A 15,461-nucleotide genomic window follows, 5' to 3' on the forward strand; every position below is an offset into this window, starting at 1 on the left:
TACCAAGCGCTCGTTGACCATGAACGGCATCAAAGCCACTCATTAACAGCTCTCGTGATTTAACATATTGAATTTAATAAACTATAAACTTAAGACAGTTAAAAGAACGGCTAATACATGCGATGTATATTGTTCAAATAGCAGCTTGCTTTGATGTAATAATTTATTACACTATAAGAAAAATACAACAATAAAGTTTTCCTATGTGTCAACACTGTGCTGAAATCATCAATAAACTCCCTTCACATCGCCTCATGGCGTTAGATGTAATGCGGGGCTTGACTATTACCGCCATGATATTAGTGAATAACCCAGGTAGTTGGGGAGCGATGTATTGGCCTTTGAAACATGCACAGTGGCATGGTTGGACACCTACCGATTTAATTTTTCCGTTTTTTATTTTTATTGTCGGCATGTCTATCACGCTTTCAGTAAATAGCTTGCGTGCTAAAGGGGTCAGTGATCAACACATACTAAAAGCAGGGGTTATTCGTACCATTAAACTCATTGCCCTCGGTTGGTTTTTAGCCTTGTTTTATTACAACTTTCGAGACCCTTCTTTTAGCTGGCTTGATGACAAGTTATTGCAACTGCGTGTGTTGGGCGTACTGCAACGTATCGGTTTAGTCTATTTAGCTGCTCTGTGTTCTTATCTCTATTTATCGCCTAAGAAAATAGCCATTACTTGCATCGCTCTTTTATTTTTTTATGGTGCCACCATGCTTTATATCCCGTATACCTTGCCAAGCGGCGAGGAAGTGAGTGGCTTATGGCTACATGGCAATAATTTAAGTGCCTTCATAGACAATGCCGTACTTGGTAGTCATCACCTGTATTATGCCAATGCTAAGCCACTGCCATTTGATCCTGAAGGGCTGTTCTCAACACTGCCTGCCATTGCAAGTGCGCTTAGCGGCATGTTGGCTGCGGTTTATTTAACTAAGCAACCCGACCTTAAAAAACAAGCCTGTACACTTATCTTACTGGGCGCATTAGCCGTTATTGCTAGCTATGCGATTGCACCAATAACACCTATCAATAAAGCGTTATGGACGCCGAGCTATGTGCTACTCAGCTCAGGGCTGGCAGCGATTTTCTATGCACTGTGCAGTGCTATTTTAGATATTTATAAGCTGCGCAGCTGGGGCGCTCCGTTTATTGTATTTGGTGCGAATGCAATATTATTTTTTATGTTCGCAGGCGTGTTTGCACGGCTATTAATTATGATCCCGCTCGGCAATAGCAGTTTAAAAGGCTATATTTATGGCCTAATACAATTAGTGATCAGCAATGATTACCTCGCTTCTTTTAGCTTTTCACTGCTGTTTTTAGTGGTGTCTTATGGGGTGATGTACATCTGCTACCGCAAAGGCATTTTTTGGAAAGTGTAAGCTTTAAAAATAGATGAGCCAGTCAGCAACTGGCTCATCAAATTAGCAATTAAGCCCTGTTATATTGCATGGCTTTGCTTATCGAGTAGATACAAAATTGACTGATAACTAATACCACTGTGTTCAGTTAAACCAATTTCGCAACTACGGCTATTAGATACACCCTGACTACAGTTTTTTGGCACGTGTTGTTTAAGAGTTTTTAACGCGTTGCCATTGAGTTCTGGCAAGTTAAAGCCCTTATCACCGGCAAAACCACAGCACTCAATATCAGCTGGAATAATCACCTCATTACTACATGCCTTGGCAAGTGATACTAGGCTTTGCTCTTTACCTAATCGCTTAGAACTACAAGTAACATGGAGCATCACCGGCTCATTTACGGGCGTGACTTGCAAATTAGGTAGTAAATGCTTGGCAGCAAAATCAGCACTTTCATAAATTGTGAGTGCCGTATTTTGCGCAGCATTTAAGGTAGTAAGTGCACAAGGGCTAGCATCAAAAACAATGGGGTATTGGCCATTACTTGAAAGCGCCTCGAGCTCAGTAAGTAACTGCTCACTTTTGTTTTTAAACTCTTTATTAAAGCCTTTGCTAGCAAATGGCATACCGCAACAAAGTGAATCTACTTGTTTCGGAAGTAGCACTTCATAGCCAGCTTTGGCAGCGAGTGAATAAATAACATCTAGCAGTGGGCGCTTATCATCGGCAAGTTTATCAGCCGCAAAAATCCGGCTTGCGCAGCTTGGCATATACACCAACTTTTTCGCTTGTTGGGGTTGTTGAAGCTTTCTATTAATTGGCTGTTCGGCCCTTGGCCACGCCGAGTAATACAGCGGTGTACCAAGTAACTTATTAGCAGGTTTACTCAGGCTTCTTAGGTTACTGCTGCCGATTGCTTTTTCGAGCACCTGCATCACGGTTAAACCAAATCGTGCACCCGTTGCAACAACCGCAAAATGCTTGCTGGCAAAGCGTGATAATGACCGTGCAACTTTGTTTGATAAGGCTTGCTCTGCTCTGAGCGATTTTATAAATTCGCCCGTGTTTATTCCCACCGGGCATTTAAGACCGCAAAGACCCGTTGCCGCGCACGAATCAATACCAAGGTATTTAAAGTCGGCCTCGATAACACTGAGCTTTTGATTTAATTTCTGTTTGCTTGCTACATCTTCGGTTGTTAGTAATTGATTGTGTAGCTCTGTGCGGTGTCGCCATAAAGTAATACGCTGCCTCGGTGTTAAGCTAAGCCCTTTTGATGGGCAAACCACTTCGCAAAAGCCACATTCAATACAGGTATCGATAATATCATCACTTTTTGGCATGACTTTTAAATGCTGAGTGTGAGCATTTTTGTCGTGATTAATAATAACCCCAGGGTTAAGAATATTTTGTTTATCGAATAGTGCTTTAAGCGCAACCATCACCGCGAAGCCATCGTCTCCCCATTCAGTAGCAACAAACGGTGCCATGTTACGCCCAGTGCCATGCTCAGCTTTTAATGACCCTTTTAGTTCAACCGCCACTAAGTTCGCCACATCAGCCATAAATTGCTCGTATCGGCTTACTTGTTCAGGTGTATCAAAAGCTTGGGTGAATACAAAATGCAGATTCCCGGCAAGCGCATGCCCAAAAATAATGGCTTCATCATAACCATATTTAATAAATAATTGATGCAGCGCATTCACGCCCTCAGCTAATTTATCAAGAGCAAAGGCAACATCTTCAATAATTACAGTGGTGCCAGTTTCGCGCACTGCGCCAACCGCAGGAAACGTGCCTTTACGGATATTCCAAAGTGCCGCATTACGGGCGCTGTCTGCTGAAAACTCAATCGCTGCCAGTTGACTTTGCTTAAACTCAGCAAGAAGTTGCTCGGTGACCTTTGTGAGCGCATCAAGAGCCTGTGCATTTTCAGCTCTTAACTCAATTAGCAGTGCCGCTGATTGCTCAGGGTAGCTGGCCACTTCTTTTGGCATTGTGGCATGCTCAGACACCGACATCAGAGCACGTTTATCTAGCAGCTCAACGGCCGCAACATCAAGTTCACTCAGCCTTTGTACCAGCTCACACACCTTGCTGATATCGTCAAAAATAAAGAAACCTGTGTGTTTGTACTGATGCTCAACCACGGTGTGGTAGGTGATATCAGCGATAAAAGCTAACGTACCTTCAGAGCCGATAATTAAGTGCTTAATGATTTCGATTGGATCAGAAAAATCCAGCAGCGCATTTAAACCATAACCCGTGGTATTTTTTAAACGGTATTTATGGGCAATGCGCTCACTCAAATCGGGGTTTTGCTTTACGCTCTCAACAAGGCTCATTAGCTCATCAACCCAAGGGCTATGGCTTTGCAAAAAGTCATTACAGCTTTGGCTATCAGCCGTATTAAGCACTGTGCCATCGGCAAAAATGAGGGTCATATCTTTTACTGTGTGGTAGCTGTTTTGCGCCACTCCACAACACATGCCTGATGAGTTATTTGCCGCCATCCCCGCTATTTTGCAGCTATTAATAGATGCGGGATCAGGGCCAATTTTTTTACCAAACGGGGCTAATACTTGATTTACTCGAGCACCAATGATCGCCGGTTGTAACCGTATTGCCTCGGCGTCATCAAGTATCTCAAACTTGCTCCAACTATCGCACAACAAAACCAATACCGAATCGGTAATTGCTTGCCCAGACAAACTCGTTCCAGCGGCGCGAAATGTGATGGGTACGTGTTGCTCGTTGGCAGCAATGATCACTTGCCTTGCTTGATTTTGATTGCTCACTAATACAATTAATTCAGGTATTAATCGATAAAAGCTGGCGTCTGTTCCGTACGCATAACGGCGCGAGTAATCTTCTATTAATGCAGACTCTGGTAAAAAAGGTTTAATTTGCTGTTTAAATGCGTGCAATCGAGTTAAAGCCATCTCGCCCCCAGGCTTGTCATATTTACGCTGATGATTATGGAATATATTATTACTTTAAATTGTACTAAAAAGCGACCCATTAAATTGATAAATTATCAACCTGCCACGCTTTTCGTCAGTATAAAGGTTTGGTTATTTAAGCCTATTAGCCCTATTTGGTGATCTAACTTAGCTTTTTGCAGTCGGACTAAAAAACCGTTAGGGTAGCAAAAAAATACTGTATTTATATTTAAAAACCCATTAACATCGAGAATAATTTATTCTAAAAACTAAATAAGCGTTTTGCTTTGGAGCTTGCTGTGTTAAATAAGTTTGCACTATCGTCACTGGTTATCGGATTAGGATGTTTCATGCCATTACAATCATCATTTGCTGAGTCTGCATTAACTTTAAAACAACAGTTAGGGCAAAAGCTCATGCTTGACCTACGTTATTACTGCGAGCAAGACCCGGGTGAGCAAAAATGCCGTACACCGGTGACAGAGCTGCCGGCCGATTTAGCAAATATCATCACTAAACATAACATTGGTGGGGTGATTTTATTTGCAGAAAATATCGATACCGTGCCGCAAGTAATCAAACTTAACAATGAACTACAAAAAGCCGCTGCTAAGTCAGAGTTAGGCTTACCGCTATTTATTTCGATAGACCAAGAAGGTGGCCGAGTTGCCCGAATTCCTCGTGATGTAGGTACGTCGTTTACCGGTAACATGTCGATTGGCGCGACCTATAAAGAACATGGTACCCACTTCGCGACTGAGTCTGCACGCATTATTGCCGACGAGCTATTGGCACTAGGTGTTAATGTTAACTATGCACCCACGGTTGATGTAAACATGAACCCAGATAACCCAGTTATTAACGTGCGCTCTTACGGTGAAGATCCGCAATTGGTTGCAAAACTAGGTGGTGCCCAAGTGGCAGGGTTTGAAAACAACGGCGTTATTTCATCGTTAAAGCACTTTCCGGGGCATGGCGATACGAACGTAGATAGCCACACAGGCCTGCCAAAAGTAATGCATGATAAAGAAACCATTTGGCAGCAAGACCTCCCCCTTTTAAAGAAATTATTAAAAACCAACAACCGGGTATGATCATGACTGCACATATCCAATACCCAGCCCTTGATGACAGCACGTTTGTCAGTAAAGAAGGCAAAACCATGATCAAACCTGCAACGATGTCGCGCAAAATCATCACCGACTTATTACGTGATGAACTTGGTTATCAAGGTGTGGTGATCACAGATGCCCTCGATATGGCGGGGATCAGCCACTTTTTTGAACCAATTGAAGCGGTAGTAAATACCTTTGCAGCGGGTGTTGATATTGCCCTGATGCCAATCGAAATCAGAAGCCCTAAAGACTTAGCAGTACTTGAAGCCCTGATTGAGCGATTAGAGCAAGAAGTACAACGTGGCACGTTAAATGCCAACGAAATGAGTGTTTCTGCAACACGCATTTTAAAACTTAAAGAAAAGTTTAAACTCAGCTCTTCACTTGATGACGAAGCAGCCATCAAAAAAGCGCAGCTGTTACTGGGTGATCAAAGCCATAGAAAAGTAGAAGCCGAATTAGCATTGGCAGCTATCACCGAAGTGAAAAACGAGAAAAACACCCTACCGCTTAGCATTAAATCGGGCAGCAAAGTGCATATTATTATGCCAGACACCCGCAAATGCTATGCTCTGCAGCAGGCGTTAATTGATAACACCGATAAGTTAATTAGCTTTAGCTGTACGAGTTTGCAAGGTTATAAGCCGCTTGCAACATTAAAAGAAATTAACGAAGCCGACATAATCATTGCCGCTAATGCGTCTCCAAAACAAAGTGCTGTTGAAGTTGGCGGGATGGATGATTTAGCTGATAACCCTGAGTTTGCAATTGCTAAAGCCGACCAATCTGCAGCATTAGAATCATTACTAAAACAAGCAAAATTAGCCCATAAAAAGACCGTTTTTGTAAGCTTACGTGCCCCTTACGATATTGCCCAATTTGGAAAATTTGGCGATGCTGTACTTGCCACCTATGCTTACAATATAGATGTAGATACAGATGAAAAAATTGCTGGCCCTGCATTTACAGCGCTGGCAAACGTTTTACTAGGGAAAGCCCCTGCTAAAGGGCAGCTGCCCGTTACTATTAATGACCTGAACTGAGTGTTATTGTAGCAACAATGGGCAAGTGTTAATTTCAAGGAGAGCCACATGCAAAAAAATGCATCTTTAACCACCCCAGCGGCTATTCGTAAAATGGTACGCGAGGGTGACTACACTGGCAATACATCGGGCTTTGCACCGGGCTTTGTGCAAGCTAATTTAGTGATTTTACCTAAACAATACGCGTTTGATTTTTTGCAGTTTAGCCAAGCAAACCCGAAAGCTTGCCCGATCATTGCAACTAGCCGCATACCGGGCGTTACCGATATGCCAACTGTTGGTGAAGACATTGATATTCGTAGCGACTTACCTCGTTACCGCATCTTTAAACACGGCCAAATGGTTGAAGAAGTGACCGATATTTCGAGTCACTGGCGCGACGATTTAGTCACCTTTTTAATTGGTTGCTCGTTCTCATTTGAAGAAGCGCTGATTGCCGCGGGTCTTGAGATCAGAAACATCAGCGAGCAAAAAAATGTGCCTATGTATGTGACCAATATGGCTTGCCAGAGTGCGGGGATTTTCCACGCCAATATGGTTGTGAGTATGCGCCCAATGAAACCTGCCGATGCCATTCGCGCCATCCAAATTTGCAGCCGTTTTCCAAGTGTACATGGTGCGCCAGTGCATTTTGGCGACCCTGCAGCAATTGGCATTAAAGATATCAACAAACCTGAGTTTGGTGATGCGGTGACCATTAAAGAAGGCGAAGTTCCCGTATTTTGGGCCTGCGGTGTTACTCCACAAGTTGCGATTGCCAACGCGGCACCTGATTTTTGTATCACGCATAGCCCAGGACACATGCTGATCACCGATATTCCAAATAGTAAAATGGCAGCGTTATAAATGACGATGAAACTAAACTGCGACCTTGGCGAAAGCTTTGGTATGTGGAAAATGGGCTTAGACGAGCAAGTTATGCCACATATTGATATGGCAAACATTGCTTGTGGCTTTCATGCTGGCGATGCCGATGTGATGGCAAACACCCTAGCCCTCGCCAAGCAGCATAAAGTAATAGTTGGCGCGCACCCAAGTTACCCAGATAAGCAAGGCTTTGGTCGCCGCTCAATGGCTATGAGCGAAAAAGAGCTGACCAATTGCCTGCATTATCAAATTGCTGCAATTGATGGTATGGCTGCAATACATGGTTTAACGCTCGAATATGTTAAGCCACATGGTGCATTGTATAACGATATGATGAGTGACGAGCAAACGCTGAATATCGTTATGCGTGCAGTGGCAAGTTATGCAAAACCATTAAAATTAATGATTTTAGCGACCAACCAAGCTGCCAAACACAAAGTACAAGCAAACGATCTTCAACTAGAACTCATTTTAGAAGCGTTTGCCGACCGTCAATACACAGACGAAGGTAAACTTGTTGCACGTTCTTTAGCGGGCAGCGTACACGACAAAGCGGCACTAATGGCGCAGGTTAAACAGTTAGTTGCACATGGCACAGTCACTACACGAAGTGGTCAGCAGCTGGCACTTAATGCCGATAGCCTGTGTGTACATGGCGATAATGAAGCGGGTATTGCGCTCATTCAAGAGATTAAAGCACTATGTCAGCAAGCCTAAGCGACAGCGCGCTCAGCCAACAAATTGAAACCATGATGGTTGAACAAAACCCACGTGGAATGCAGTATTTATACGCAAAACAACTTACGGGTACGTATTTACGCGCAGCAAAACACCTTCATCAAGCACAAGGTACTGTGTTGATAGGTACGGGCTTTGCGGTTAACAATACTTTCGAAACCGATGGTCCTGTTGGTGCAATTGCACTTTACAAGGTACTCGAAAAGCTTGATAAACAGCCCATTTTGGTTACTGGCAACCCCCTTTACAGTGCCTTGAAAAATGACTTTAACTGTTTTGAGCTGCCAATTAATAGCATTGATAATGCGCACACTTTTAGCATTAAAGCCCTTGAGCACCTAAAACCTAATTGTGTTTTATCAATAGAACGTCCGGGGCTTAACGAGCATCAGCGTTATTATAATATGCGCGGTATTGATATTTCGGAGCATTGCGGCTGCTTTGATTTTTTTGTAACAGAAGCACCTTGCCCCACCATAGCGATTGGTGATGGCGGTAACGAAATAGGCATGGGTAACCTTGCACAGCATATGCAAGCACTAAACATCACTCCTTGTTTAACTCCTTGCGATGAGCTGTTACTCGCCGATGTATCTAACTGGGCAGCATACGGACTCATTGCCTTTTTAAGTCGCTGGTATAACACCGATTTGCTGGCTGATATTGAGCCACTCAACATTTTGCATTACCTAAGTGAGCGCGGTAGTGTCGATGGCGTCACCCATAAAAATGAGCTCACCGAAGACGGCCTGCATGCAATGCATGGTCAACAATTAATAACTCGGCTTCGCCAACTTGGCGGCTTTACGACAGAGAATGAGGTTTAACAATGGGCACGGTATACCTAAACGGTGAATACCTTGGCGCTGATGAAGCAAAGATTTCACCAATGGATCGCGGCTTCTTATTTGGCGATGGCATCTACGAAGTGATCCCATCATACCAAGGCAAAATGCTTGGCTTTGGCGCACATATTGAACGTATGAATAACGGTTTAAACGAGCTTGAAATTAAGCTCGATTACAGTGCCGATACGTGGCGTAAAATCTGTAATGATTTATGTGAGAAAAACCAAGGTGATAACCTAGGGATATATTTACACGTGAGCCGCGGTGCTGATACTAAACGTGCCCACGGTTACCCAACTAATATTACCCCGACCGTATTTGCGTTTGCGTTTGAAATTCCAGCAGAGCCAAAAAGCGACATAGATAGCGCAACAACTTACACCGTATCGCTTGAACAAGACCGTCGCTGGCAACGTTGTCATATTAAATCAACGGCACTGCTTGGCAACGTTATCCATTACCAGCACGGTGCAGCAGCGGGTAACAAAGAAACCATTTTATTTAACCGTTTAGAAGAAATTACCGAAGCCAGTTCAAGTAATGTGTTTATTGTAAAAGAGGGTGTGATCAGCACGCCTCCACTTGATAACCAAATTTTACCGGGGATCACCCGTTGGTTAATCCTCAATATTCTTCACAGTTACAGTGACTTTAACGTGCAAGAACGCATTATTAGTAAAGAAGAATTACTTGATGCCGACGAAGTATGGATCACCAGCGCCACTAAAGAAGTTGGCCCAGTTGTAAAAGTAAATGGCAAGTTAGTTGGCGATGGCAAACCTGGTGCAGTATGGCAACAAGTACAAAGCTTGTTTACCAAGCATAAGTTTGATTACTAATTTAATCGCACTCAAAAACAAACGCCTACTCAGAGTAGGCGTTTTTTTTTAATGTTATTTAGTGCTTATTTTATCAAATGGCCAAGCTTGCAATAGGCCGTCACTGGTTTCTGAATATAGCTGCTTACCATCGTACGCCACACTCAGTACTGACGTTCGCTGGCGCTGTTGTTTAGCTTCGTATTCTGCGATTAATTCACCATCTGCAACACGGTATAAACGCATCTTCATTTTTGGTGAGCCCGTTAATAGCCATTTATCTTGATTAATAAATTGCGATGCGGTGAACTCAATAAAGTTAGAGTATGAGGCCAACTCAGCAAGTTCTTTTTTATTGGCTAAATCAAAGAATACACGATCATCAACCGAGTCAATTGCGAAGCCCAAGCTTGCTGTTTTATTTAAAGTAACGTGATTCACTCTGGTCGCTAAACGCTCTTCAAAACGAGTGCTGCCATCGCTCGTTGACCAAAGCTTTACGTACTTGTCGCTTGAACCAGTAAACGCCCACTGACCATCAGCCGATAACGCAACGCTATTAATATCTAAACGATGAATATCAAAAAGCTTAGTATCACCTGTACGGGTATTTATCACCTCAGCCTTGCCGCTACGATAAGCGATAACCAACGTATCGCCTAAGGCTGAAATAGCGATGTCTCTGGCGATTTCTTGCCCGGTAAGCCAAGTACCAATGCTACGCCCAGTGCGAGTATCGTATAAAGTCACCGATAATCGATTTGAAATGAAAAAACGAGATTTGTTAGCGCTAAAGCCCGCAAGCTCAACATGTTCAGCGCCCTGCCCTGTTATACAATCGTATAGGCGCGCTTTTAACTGATTATCCCAAACACACACCTCAGATTGGGTTGCCACTAACGCGTGACTCGCATCCTCGGTTAGCGCCGTAGCACTTAGTAGCTCATTGCCATGGGCAAATTCGCTACTAGCAGGGGCAGTAAACACCTCACCTCCACCACAGCCCACAAGGCTAAGTGCAAATACACAGCAAAGAGATTTAAGCAATTTCGACGTCATGATCATTCTCAATTTTTATAATTATTTTTGTATTGGAGCAGTGTAATGAAAATAAGCGGAAGTTGGTAGGAGTTCTGACTTTTAGCTGTCAGCTTTCAGCCGTCAGCCATCAGTTTTTGTAGGCGAGAAATTTATTTCGCGCGAAGCGCTGGCAGTTGTGCGATGCAGCGGCGCGCCATGCGAGCATGGCGCCTACTCAAAACGATTATTGGTCTGTTCTGCTCACGATTTCGTAGCCTTCAGCTTCATAGTCATTGATACATTTTTGAAATTTATTTTGAAGTTTTATTTCATCAAAAAAGCCTAGTGAGTATGCATCACACTTTACTTTCATATGCTCACTGTTTTCCAAAACCGCATTTAATTTGAGCTCAGCAAAACCAAATTTATAGGCTAATTCTGTGAACTGTGAATACAGAACCAAAAGCAGTACAGCAAGAAGGGTAAGCGTTAGCGTATTTTTCATTTTTATTTCCTTTAAAAGTGTTGGTAAAAAGACTGGAGCAATTATCGAACCAACAATATAACCTCATATAAATCAATACAATGAAGTATCCACGCAAAAGCATAGTTGATATTTCCACCAATAAATAGTGAAAAAGACAACTATTTCCTAAAATAAATACAACTTTGGAGTGGTGAGTGTTTTTAAGTTGCTAGAAAAGAGGTGCGAAGTACGAGATTCGAGATGTAAAATGCGAGGTAGGAGGTGCTTTAGCGCCGAACAACAGCTTACTAATCACAGCTTAAGATAACCCCCTACTTTCTTGTAGGCGTGAAATTTAATTCGCGCGACTTTTTGCGAGTTGTAGGTCGTGCTTTAGCGCGTTTTCTAAAAAAGTTCGCTTTGCTTACTATGAGATCTATTGTTCTAATTGGTACTTGAAACAGATTCACAATTAACAGTCGATTTTTTTGATGTTTCTCTATTCAGGTGAAAACTCAAAAGCAATGACTACTTCGTTATATTTTAGCTGACTTAAAGTATTAGTAAAAAGTTCTAAATCATCCTCAGTCCCTTTAATTAACGTTACATCATTTTTACTTAAAAGGATCAGTGTTTTAGAAAATAAAAATGCCATACATTCAAAACGAATAGAATTTGAACCAGCCTCCTGGAATGGGCAAAATTGATTAAATATCTTAGCCCCATAAACACCATTTTCATTTTTAGCGTTTAGCCAATCAAAATTTGCACAAATGCACCAAAACTTAGCAACTTTCTTTATTTCAACTGATTCAGCTCCTAAAATTAATGCACCCTCAGCTATATTTGCAGAAATAACTTTTGGACAAGGTCCATTAGTACCAAAATACAAATTGCTTTTCTGAATAACATGCTCTTGCCAACTTGATGATTTGATATCACTCTGCTTATACATCAACCCACCTCTTTGTTAATAAACACATGATATATATCCCAGTGCTCTGCTATTTGTTTCTAGCCCATTTTATACGGCCCCAGCTCTTCAGGTATCGAGTTTAAAATATCGAATAAAGGACTTGGCTTACTGAATGTAGAATAGAAGTTGCCTGATATTACACGATGTTACTAGCACGCCATGTAAGCATAGAGCCAAAGTAAAGTTAAGAGTTACGCGGCATAAAGCTACATAAGCTAGGCCCTGTTTCCTAGAGCCTAGCGCCTGTTAACTTTCAATCTGATAGCTGACGGCTGAAAGCTGACAGCTCACTCCCCTCACCCATGCGTAAAACAAAACACATTAAGTTTGTTACCGTCTAAGTCTCTAAAGTATCCCGCATAAAAGCCGGGCATTTCGCGTGGGCCGGGGGCGCCTTCGTCTGTGCCACCTAATTCTATGGCCTTCTTATAAAAGGCATCTACTTGGGCTGGGGTTTCGACTGCCAGAGCAATCATAGTGCCGTTACCTACTGTGGCTTTTTCATCGTTATAAGGTTTGGTAATCGCAAAACCGGGCTTATCTTGACCTGTGCTCCATGCGACAAAGCGGTCAGTTTCTAAAAAGCGCTCGGCGTTTAGGGTAGCGAACAATTCATCGTAATACTTTACTGCTTTAGCTAGGTTGTTAGTGCCTAACATGGTGTAACCTATCATTGTGTGCTCCTTACGTTTAAAAGTGTCTGTACTCAACATAAAAGGGAAATGACCATCTGTCTATTGATTTCTCCATTCATCGCAATGGACTATATTTCTAATGGTTGTTACTTTATAACAGGTTAACACGCCCTAATTTCTGCTCACTAACAAGGAAATAAAATGAAGTTTAAAACGTCTTTAGCACTGCTTGCAGCAGCCAGCTTTTACAGCCATGCAGGAGCTAGCAATACCTTTCAACTTGAAAATGTTTTTGATCTTGAATACGCCAACCAAATAGAAATGACAAAAAATGGCGATACAATTTACTTTGTGCGTAATCGCATGGATATCAAAAGTGACCGTAAAGTCAGTAATATTTGGTCAGTAAACCCAGATGGTAAAACCATGCTACCGCTAACGTTTGGCGTGCATATGGACTACTCTCCAGTATTGTCACCAGATGAAACTCGTTTAGCGTTTATTTCTACCCGAGATGGTAGCAGCCAAATCTATGTAAAATGGTTAAAAACCGGTAACGTAGCAAAAATTAGTAACCTAACGCAAAGCCCTGGCGGATTAACTTGGACACCAGATGGCAAACAATTGGTGTTTAGCCAGTTTGTGCCAGCAAAATCAGCAAGCCCAGTGTCTTTACCGGGTAAGCCAGAAGGCGCTAAGTGGGCAGAGCCAGCTAAATATATTGACGATACCTATTACCGTGCCGATGGCGGTGGCTACTCTGAAAAAGGCTATCATCACTTTTTTATCATCAGTGCAACGGGCGGCAATGCACGTCAATTAAGCTCTGGTGATTTTGATCATGGTGGTGCTATTAGCTTTAACGAACAAGGCGATGCGTTTTATTTCTCGGCTAATCGTCATGAAGACAATGAATTACACCCAACTGAATCTGAAATCTATAAACTTAGCTTAGCGGATCGTTCAATTACCCAAATAACAGACCGTAAAGGCCCAGATTCACGCCCTAAAGTCTCGCCAAATGGTCGTTATCTGGCATACACAGGCTACGACGACAAAAAGACTAACTATGAAAATAACGACATTTATTTACTTGATTTGAAATCAGGAAAAACCTCAGTGCTCACTGCTGATTTAGACCGTAGTGTCGAAGATATAAAATGGGATGATAGTGGTAGCGGCCTTTATTTTAGCTACGATAGCGAAGGTAAAACACACCTAGCTTACCAGCCGCGTAGTGGTAAACATAAGGTAATTACCTCAGAGATTGGAAGTGTTGCCTTTGGTCGCCCATATTCAGGTGGTGACTTTGATGTGAGCGAAGATGGTGAAGTTGCATTCACACTTGCAGATACCCAGCGTCCAGCTGATGTAGCATTAATTAAGCGCGGTAAAACCGCACGATTAACGCAATTAAATGAAGATGCGCTGGGCGACAAAGAGCTGGCCAAAGTTGAAGAAATTTGGGTTAAATCAAGCCACGATGGCTTGGCTATTCAAGGTTGGATTGCTTACCCACCGGGTTTTGATAAAAACAAAAAGTACCCACTTGTTTTAGAGATCCACGGCGGCCCTGTTGCAAACTACGGCCCTCACTTTAGCCCTGAAGTACAATTATACGCTGCCAAAGGTAATGTTGTACTTTATATGAACCCGCGCGGCAGTGACTCATACGGCAAAGAATTTGCGCAAACAATTCATCATAACTACCCAAGTAATGACTTTGATGACTTAATGACAGGTGTTGATGCTGTCATCAATAAGGGCTTTATTGATGAGAGTAAGTTGTTTGTTACCGGCGGTTCAGGTGGCGGTGTTTTAACTGCATGGATTGTGGGTCATACAGACCGCTTTGCAGCCGCTGTTGTTGCTAAACCTGTCATCAATTGGATCAGCTTTGTACTAACTGCTGACTTCTATCCTTTCTTTGCTGACTATTGGTTCCCAGGTAAGCCATGGGACAATATTGAGCATTATATGAAGCGCTCTCCAATTAGCTATGTGGGCAATGTAAAAACGCCCACTATGCTGTTAACCGGCGAATCAGACTATCGCACCCCGATTTCTGAAACCGAGCAATTTTACCAAGCGTTAAAGCTACAAGGTGTTGATACAGCGATGGTGCGTATTCCTAATGCCTCACATGGCATTACCGCTCGCCCATCAAACCTAATGACCAAAGTCGCTTATATTCAATGGTGGTTTGATAAACATAGTAAGTAGTTGCAAGTTAGCAAGTTAGCAAGTTAGCAAGTTAGCAAGTTAGCAAGTTAGCAAAGCATTGTGGCGCGATTTTATATCGCGCCATATCCGAAACGTCATTTAATAAAACCACAACGCGGGATAAACCCGATGCTTCTTTCCCCTTTCTAACTTCCCCTTCTAACTTTAGAATTTCAATCTGATAGCTGAAAGCTGATAGCTCTCTTTTCCTGTAAACCCCCTTTACAGTCAAAATGTGAGTAACTCCTTACATACATTTTCAAATATCGGACATTAATCCAAAAGCAGTTAGTAAAAAATCGGTTTATAGCCAAAATCAGTAACTTGAGTTAGTAAAAAATCGGTTTGTGCCGCTAGAAACCTAGCTTCAGTTAGTAAAATTTTGGTTTGTAAGGGT

11 protein-coding genes and 1 pseudogene are annotated in these 15,461 nt (G+C 42.5%); 7 read left to right on the top strand and 5 right to left on the bottom strand.

The features are described 5' to 3' along the window. Positions 1-203: 203 nt before the first annotated feature. Positions 204-1,391: an acyltransferase family protein gene (locus P4S60_RS21265; protein ID WP_337117497.1), complete on the top strand. Its 1,188-nt coding sequence runs from the start codon at positions 204-206 to the stop codon at positions 1,389-1,391. 59 nt (positions 1,392-1,450) lie between these two features. On the opposite strand, the gene P4S60_RS21270 is transcribed toward P4S60_RS21265, so the two are convergent. Beyond that, positions 1,451-4,315, bottom strand: a complete 2,865-nt coding sequence (locus P4S60_RS21270; protein WP_337117498.1) for an FAD-binding and (Fe-S)-binding domain-containing protein — start codon at positions 4,313-4,315, stop codon at positions 1,451-1,453. Positions 4,316-4,665: 350 nt separating this feature from the next. Here P4S60_RS21270 and P4S60_RS21275 point away from each other — a divergent pair. The 5 genes and pseudogenes from P4S60_RS21275 to P4S60_RS21295 all read left to right on the top strand — a co-directional run bounded on the left by P4S60_RS21275 (position 4,666) and on the right by P4S60_RS21295 (position 9,765). After that, positions 4,666-6,473 (top strand): annotated as a pseudogene (locus tag P4S60_RS21275) (glycoside hydrolase family 3 protein). Positions 6,474-6,521: 48 nt separating this feature from the next. Beyond that, positions 6,522-7,319: a putative hydro-lyase gene (locus P4S60_RS21280; protein WP_054563164.1), complete on the top strand. Its 798-nt coding sequence runs from the start codon at positions 6,522-6,524 to the stop codon at positions 7,317-7,319. A gap of 6 nt (positions 7,320-7,325) precedes the next feature. Then, the gene (locus P4S60_RS21285; RefSeq protein ID WP_337117543.1) at positions 7,326-8,057 is read left to right on the top strand and encodes a 5-oxoprolinase subunit PxpA; all 732 of its coding nucleotides are present in this window, start codon (positions 7,326-7,328) and stop codon (positions 8,055-8,057) included. After that, positions 8,042-8,905, top strand: a complete 864-nt coding sequence (locus P4S60_RS21290; RefSeq protein ID WP_337117499.1) for a glutamate cyclase domain-containing protein — start codon at positions 8,042-8,044, stop codon at positions 8,903-8,905. Before P4S60_RS21285 ends, P4S60_RS21290 begins: the two co-directional genes overlap by 16 nt. 2 nt (positions 8,906-8,907) lie before the next feature. Continuing rightward, complete coding sequence (locus P4S60_RS21295; RefSeq protein WP_119852758.1) at positions 8,908-9,765, top strand: aminotransferase class IV; 858 nt, start codon at positions 8,908-8,910, stop codon at positions 9,763-9,765. 54 nt (positions 9,766-9,819) lie between these two features. On the opposite strand, the gene P4S60_RS21300 is transcribed toward P4S60_RS21295, so the two are convergent. The 4 genes from P4S60_RS21300 to P4S60_RS21315 form a co-directional block, all read right to left on the bottom strand. Then, on the bottom strand, positions 9,820-10,803 hold the full coding sequence (locus P4S60_RS21300; RefSeq protein WP_337117500.1) for a WD40 repeat domain-containing protein: 984 nt from the start codon (positions 10,801-10,803) through the stop codon (positions 9,820-9,822). A 205-nt stretch (positions 10,804-11,008) separates the two neighbouring features. After that, complete coding sequence (locus tag P4S60_RS21305) at positions 11,009-11,269, bottom strand: hypothetical protein (protein WP_054553385.1); 261 nt, start codon at positions 11,267-11,269, stop codon at positions 11,009-11,011. Between the two features lie 460 nt (positions 11,270-11,729). Next, positions 11,730-12,185, bottom strand: a complete 456-nt coding sequence (locus P4S60_RS21310) for a hypothetical protein (protein ID WP_337117501.1) — start codon at positions 12,183-12,185, stop codon at positions 11,730-11,732. A 317-nt stretch (positions 12,186-12,502) separates the two neighbouring features. Then, a complete protein-coding gene (locus P4S60_RS21315) occupies positions 12,503-12,880 on the bottom strand; it encodes a VOC family protein (protein ID WP_054553384.1) in 378 nt (125 codons plus the stop codon). Positions 12,881-13,042: 162 nt separating this feature from the next. Between P4S60_RS21315 and P4S60_RS21320 the strand changes: the two genes are divergently transcribed. Then, positions 13,043-15,064, top strand: coding sequence for a S9 family peptidase (locus P4S60_RS21320; protein ID WP_337117502.1), 2,022 nt, complete (start codon positions 13,043-13,045; stop codon positions 15,062-15,064). Positions 15,065-15,461 lie beyond the last annotated feature (397 nt).

This window comes from Pseudoalteromonas sp. Hal040, assembly GCF_037162425.1.
GTDB lineage: Bacteria > Pseudomonadota > Gammaproteobacteria > Enterobacterales > Alteromonadaceae > Pseudoalteromonas > Pseudoalteromonas gelatinilytica.

Excerpts from the sequence above, each read along its gene's own strand:
- P4S60_RS21265 (WP_337117497.1), top strand. The coding sequence starts at position 204 with ATGTGTCAACACTGTGCTGAAATCATCAATAAACTCCCTTCACATCGC.
- P4S60_RS21270 (WP_337117498.1), bottom strand. The coding sequence starts at position 4,315 with ATGGCTTTAACTCGATTGCACGCATTTAAACAGCAAATTAAACCTTTT.
- P4S60_RS21280 (WP_054563164.1), top strand. The coding sequence starts at position 6,522 with ATGCAAAAAAATGCATCTTTAACCACCCCAGCGGCTATTCGTAAAATG.
- P4S60_RS21285 (WP_337117543.1), top strand. The coding sequence starts at position 7,326 with ATGAAACTAAACTGCGACCTTGGCGAAAGCTTTGGTATGTGGAAAATG.
- P4S60_RS21290 (WP_337117499.1), top strand. The coding sequence starts at position 8,042 with ATGTCAGCAAGCCTAAGCGACAGCGCGCTCAGCCAACAAATTGAAACC.
- P4S60_RS21295 (WP_119852758.1), top strand. The coding sequence starts at position 8,908 with ATGGGCACGGTATACCTAAACGGTGAATACCTTGGCGCTGATGAAGCA.
- P4S60_RS21300 (WP_337117500.1), bottom strand. The coding sequence starts at position 10,803 with ATGACGTCGAAATTGCTTAAATCTCTTTGCTGTGTATTTGCACTTAGC.
- P4S60_RS21305 (WP_054553385.1), bottom strand. The coding sequence starts at position 11,269 with ATGAAAAATACGCTAACGCTTACCCTTCTTGCTGTACTGCTTTTGGTT.
- P4S60_RS21310 (WP_337117501.1), bottom strand. The coding sequence starts at position 12,185 with ATGTATAAGCAGAGTGATATCAAATCATCAAGTTGGCAAGAGCATGTT.
- P4S60_RS21315 (WP_054553384.1), bottom strand. The coding sequence starts at position 12,880 with ATGATAGGTTACACCATGTTAGGCACTAACAACCTAGCTAAAGCAGTA.
- P4S60_RS21320 (WP_337117502.1), top strand. The coding sequence starts at position 13,043 with ATGAAGTTTAAAACGTCTTTAGCACTGCTTGCAGCAGCCAGCTTTTAC.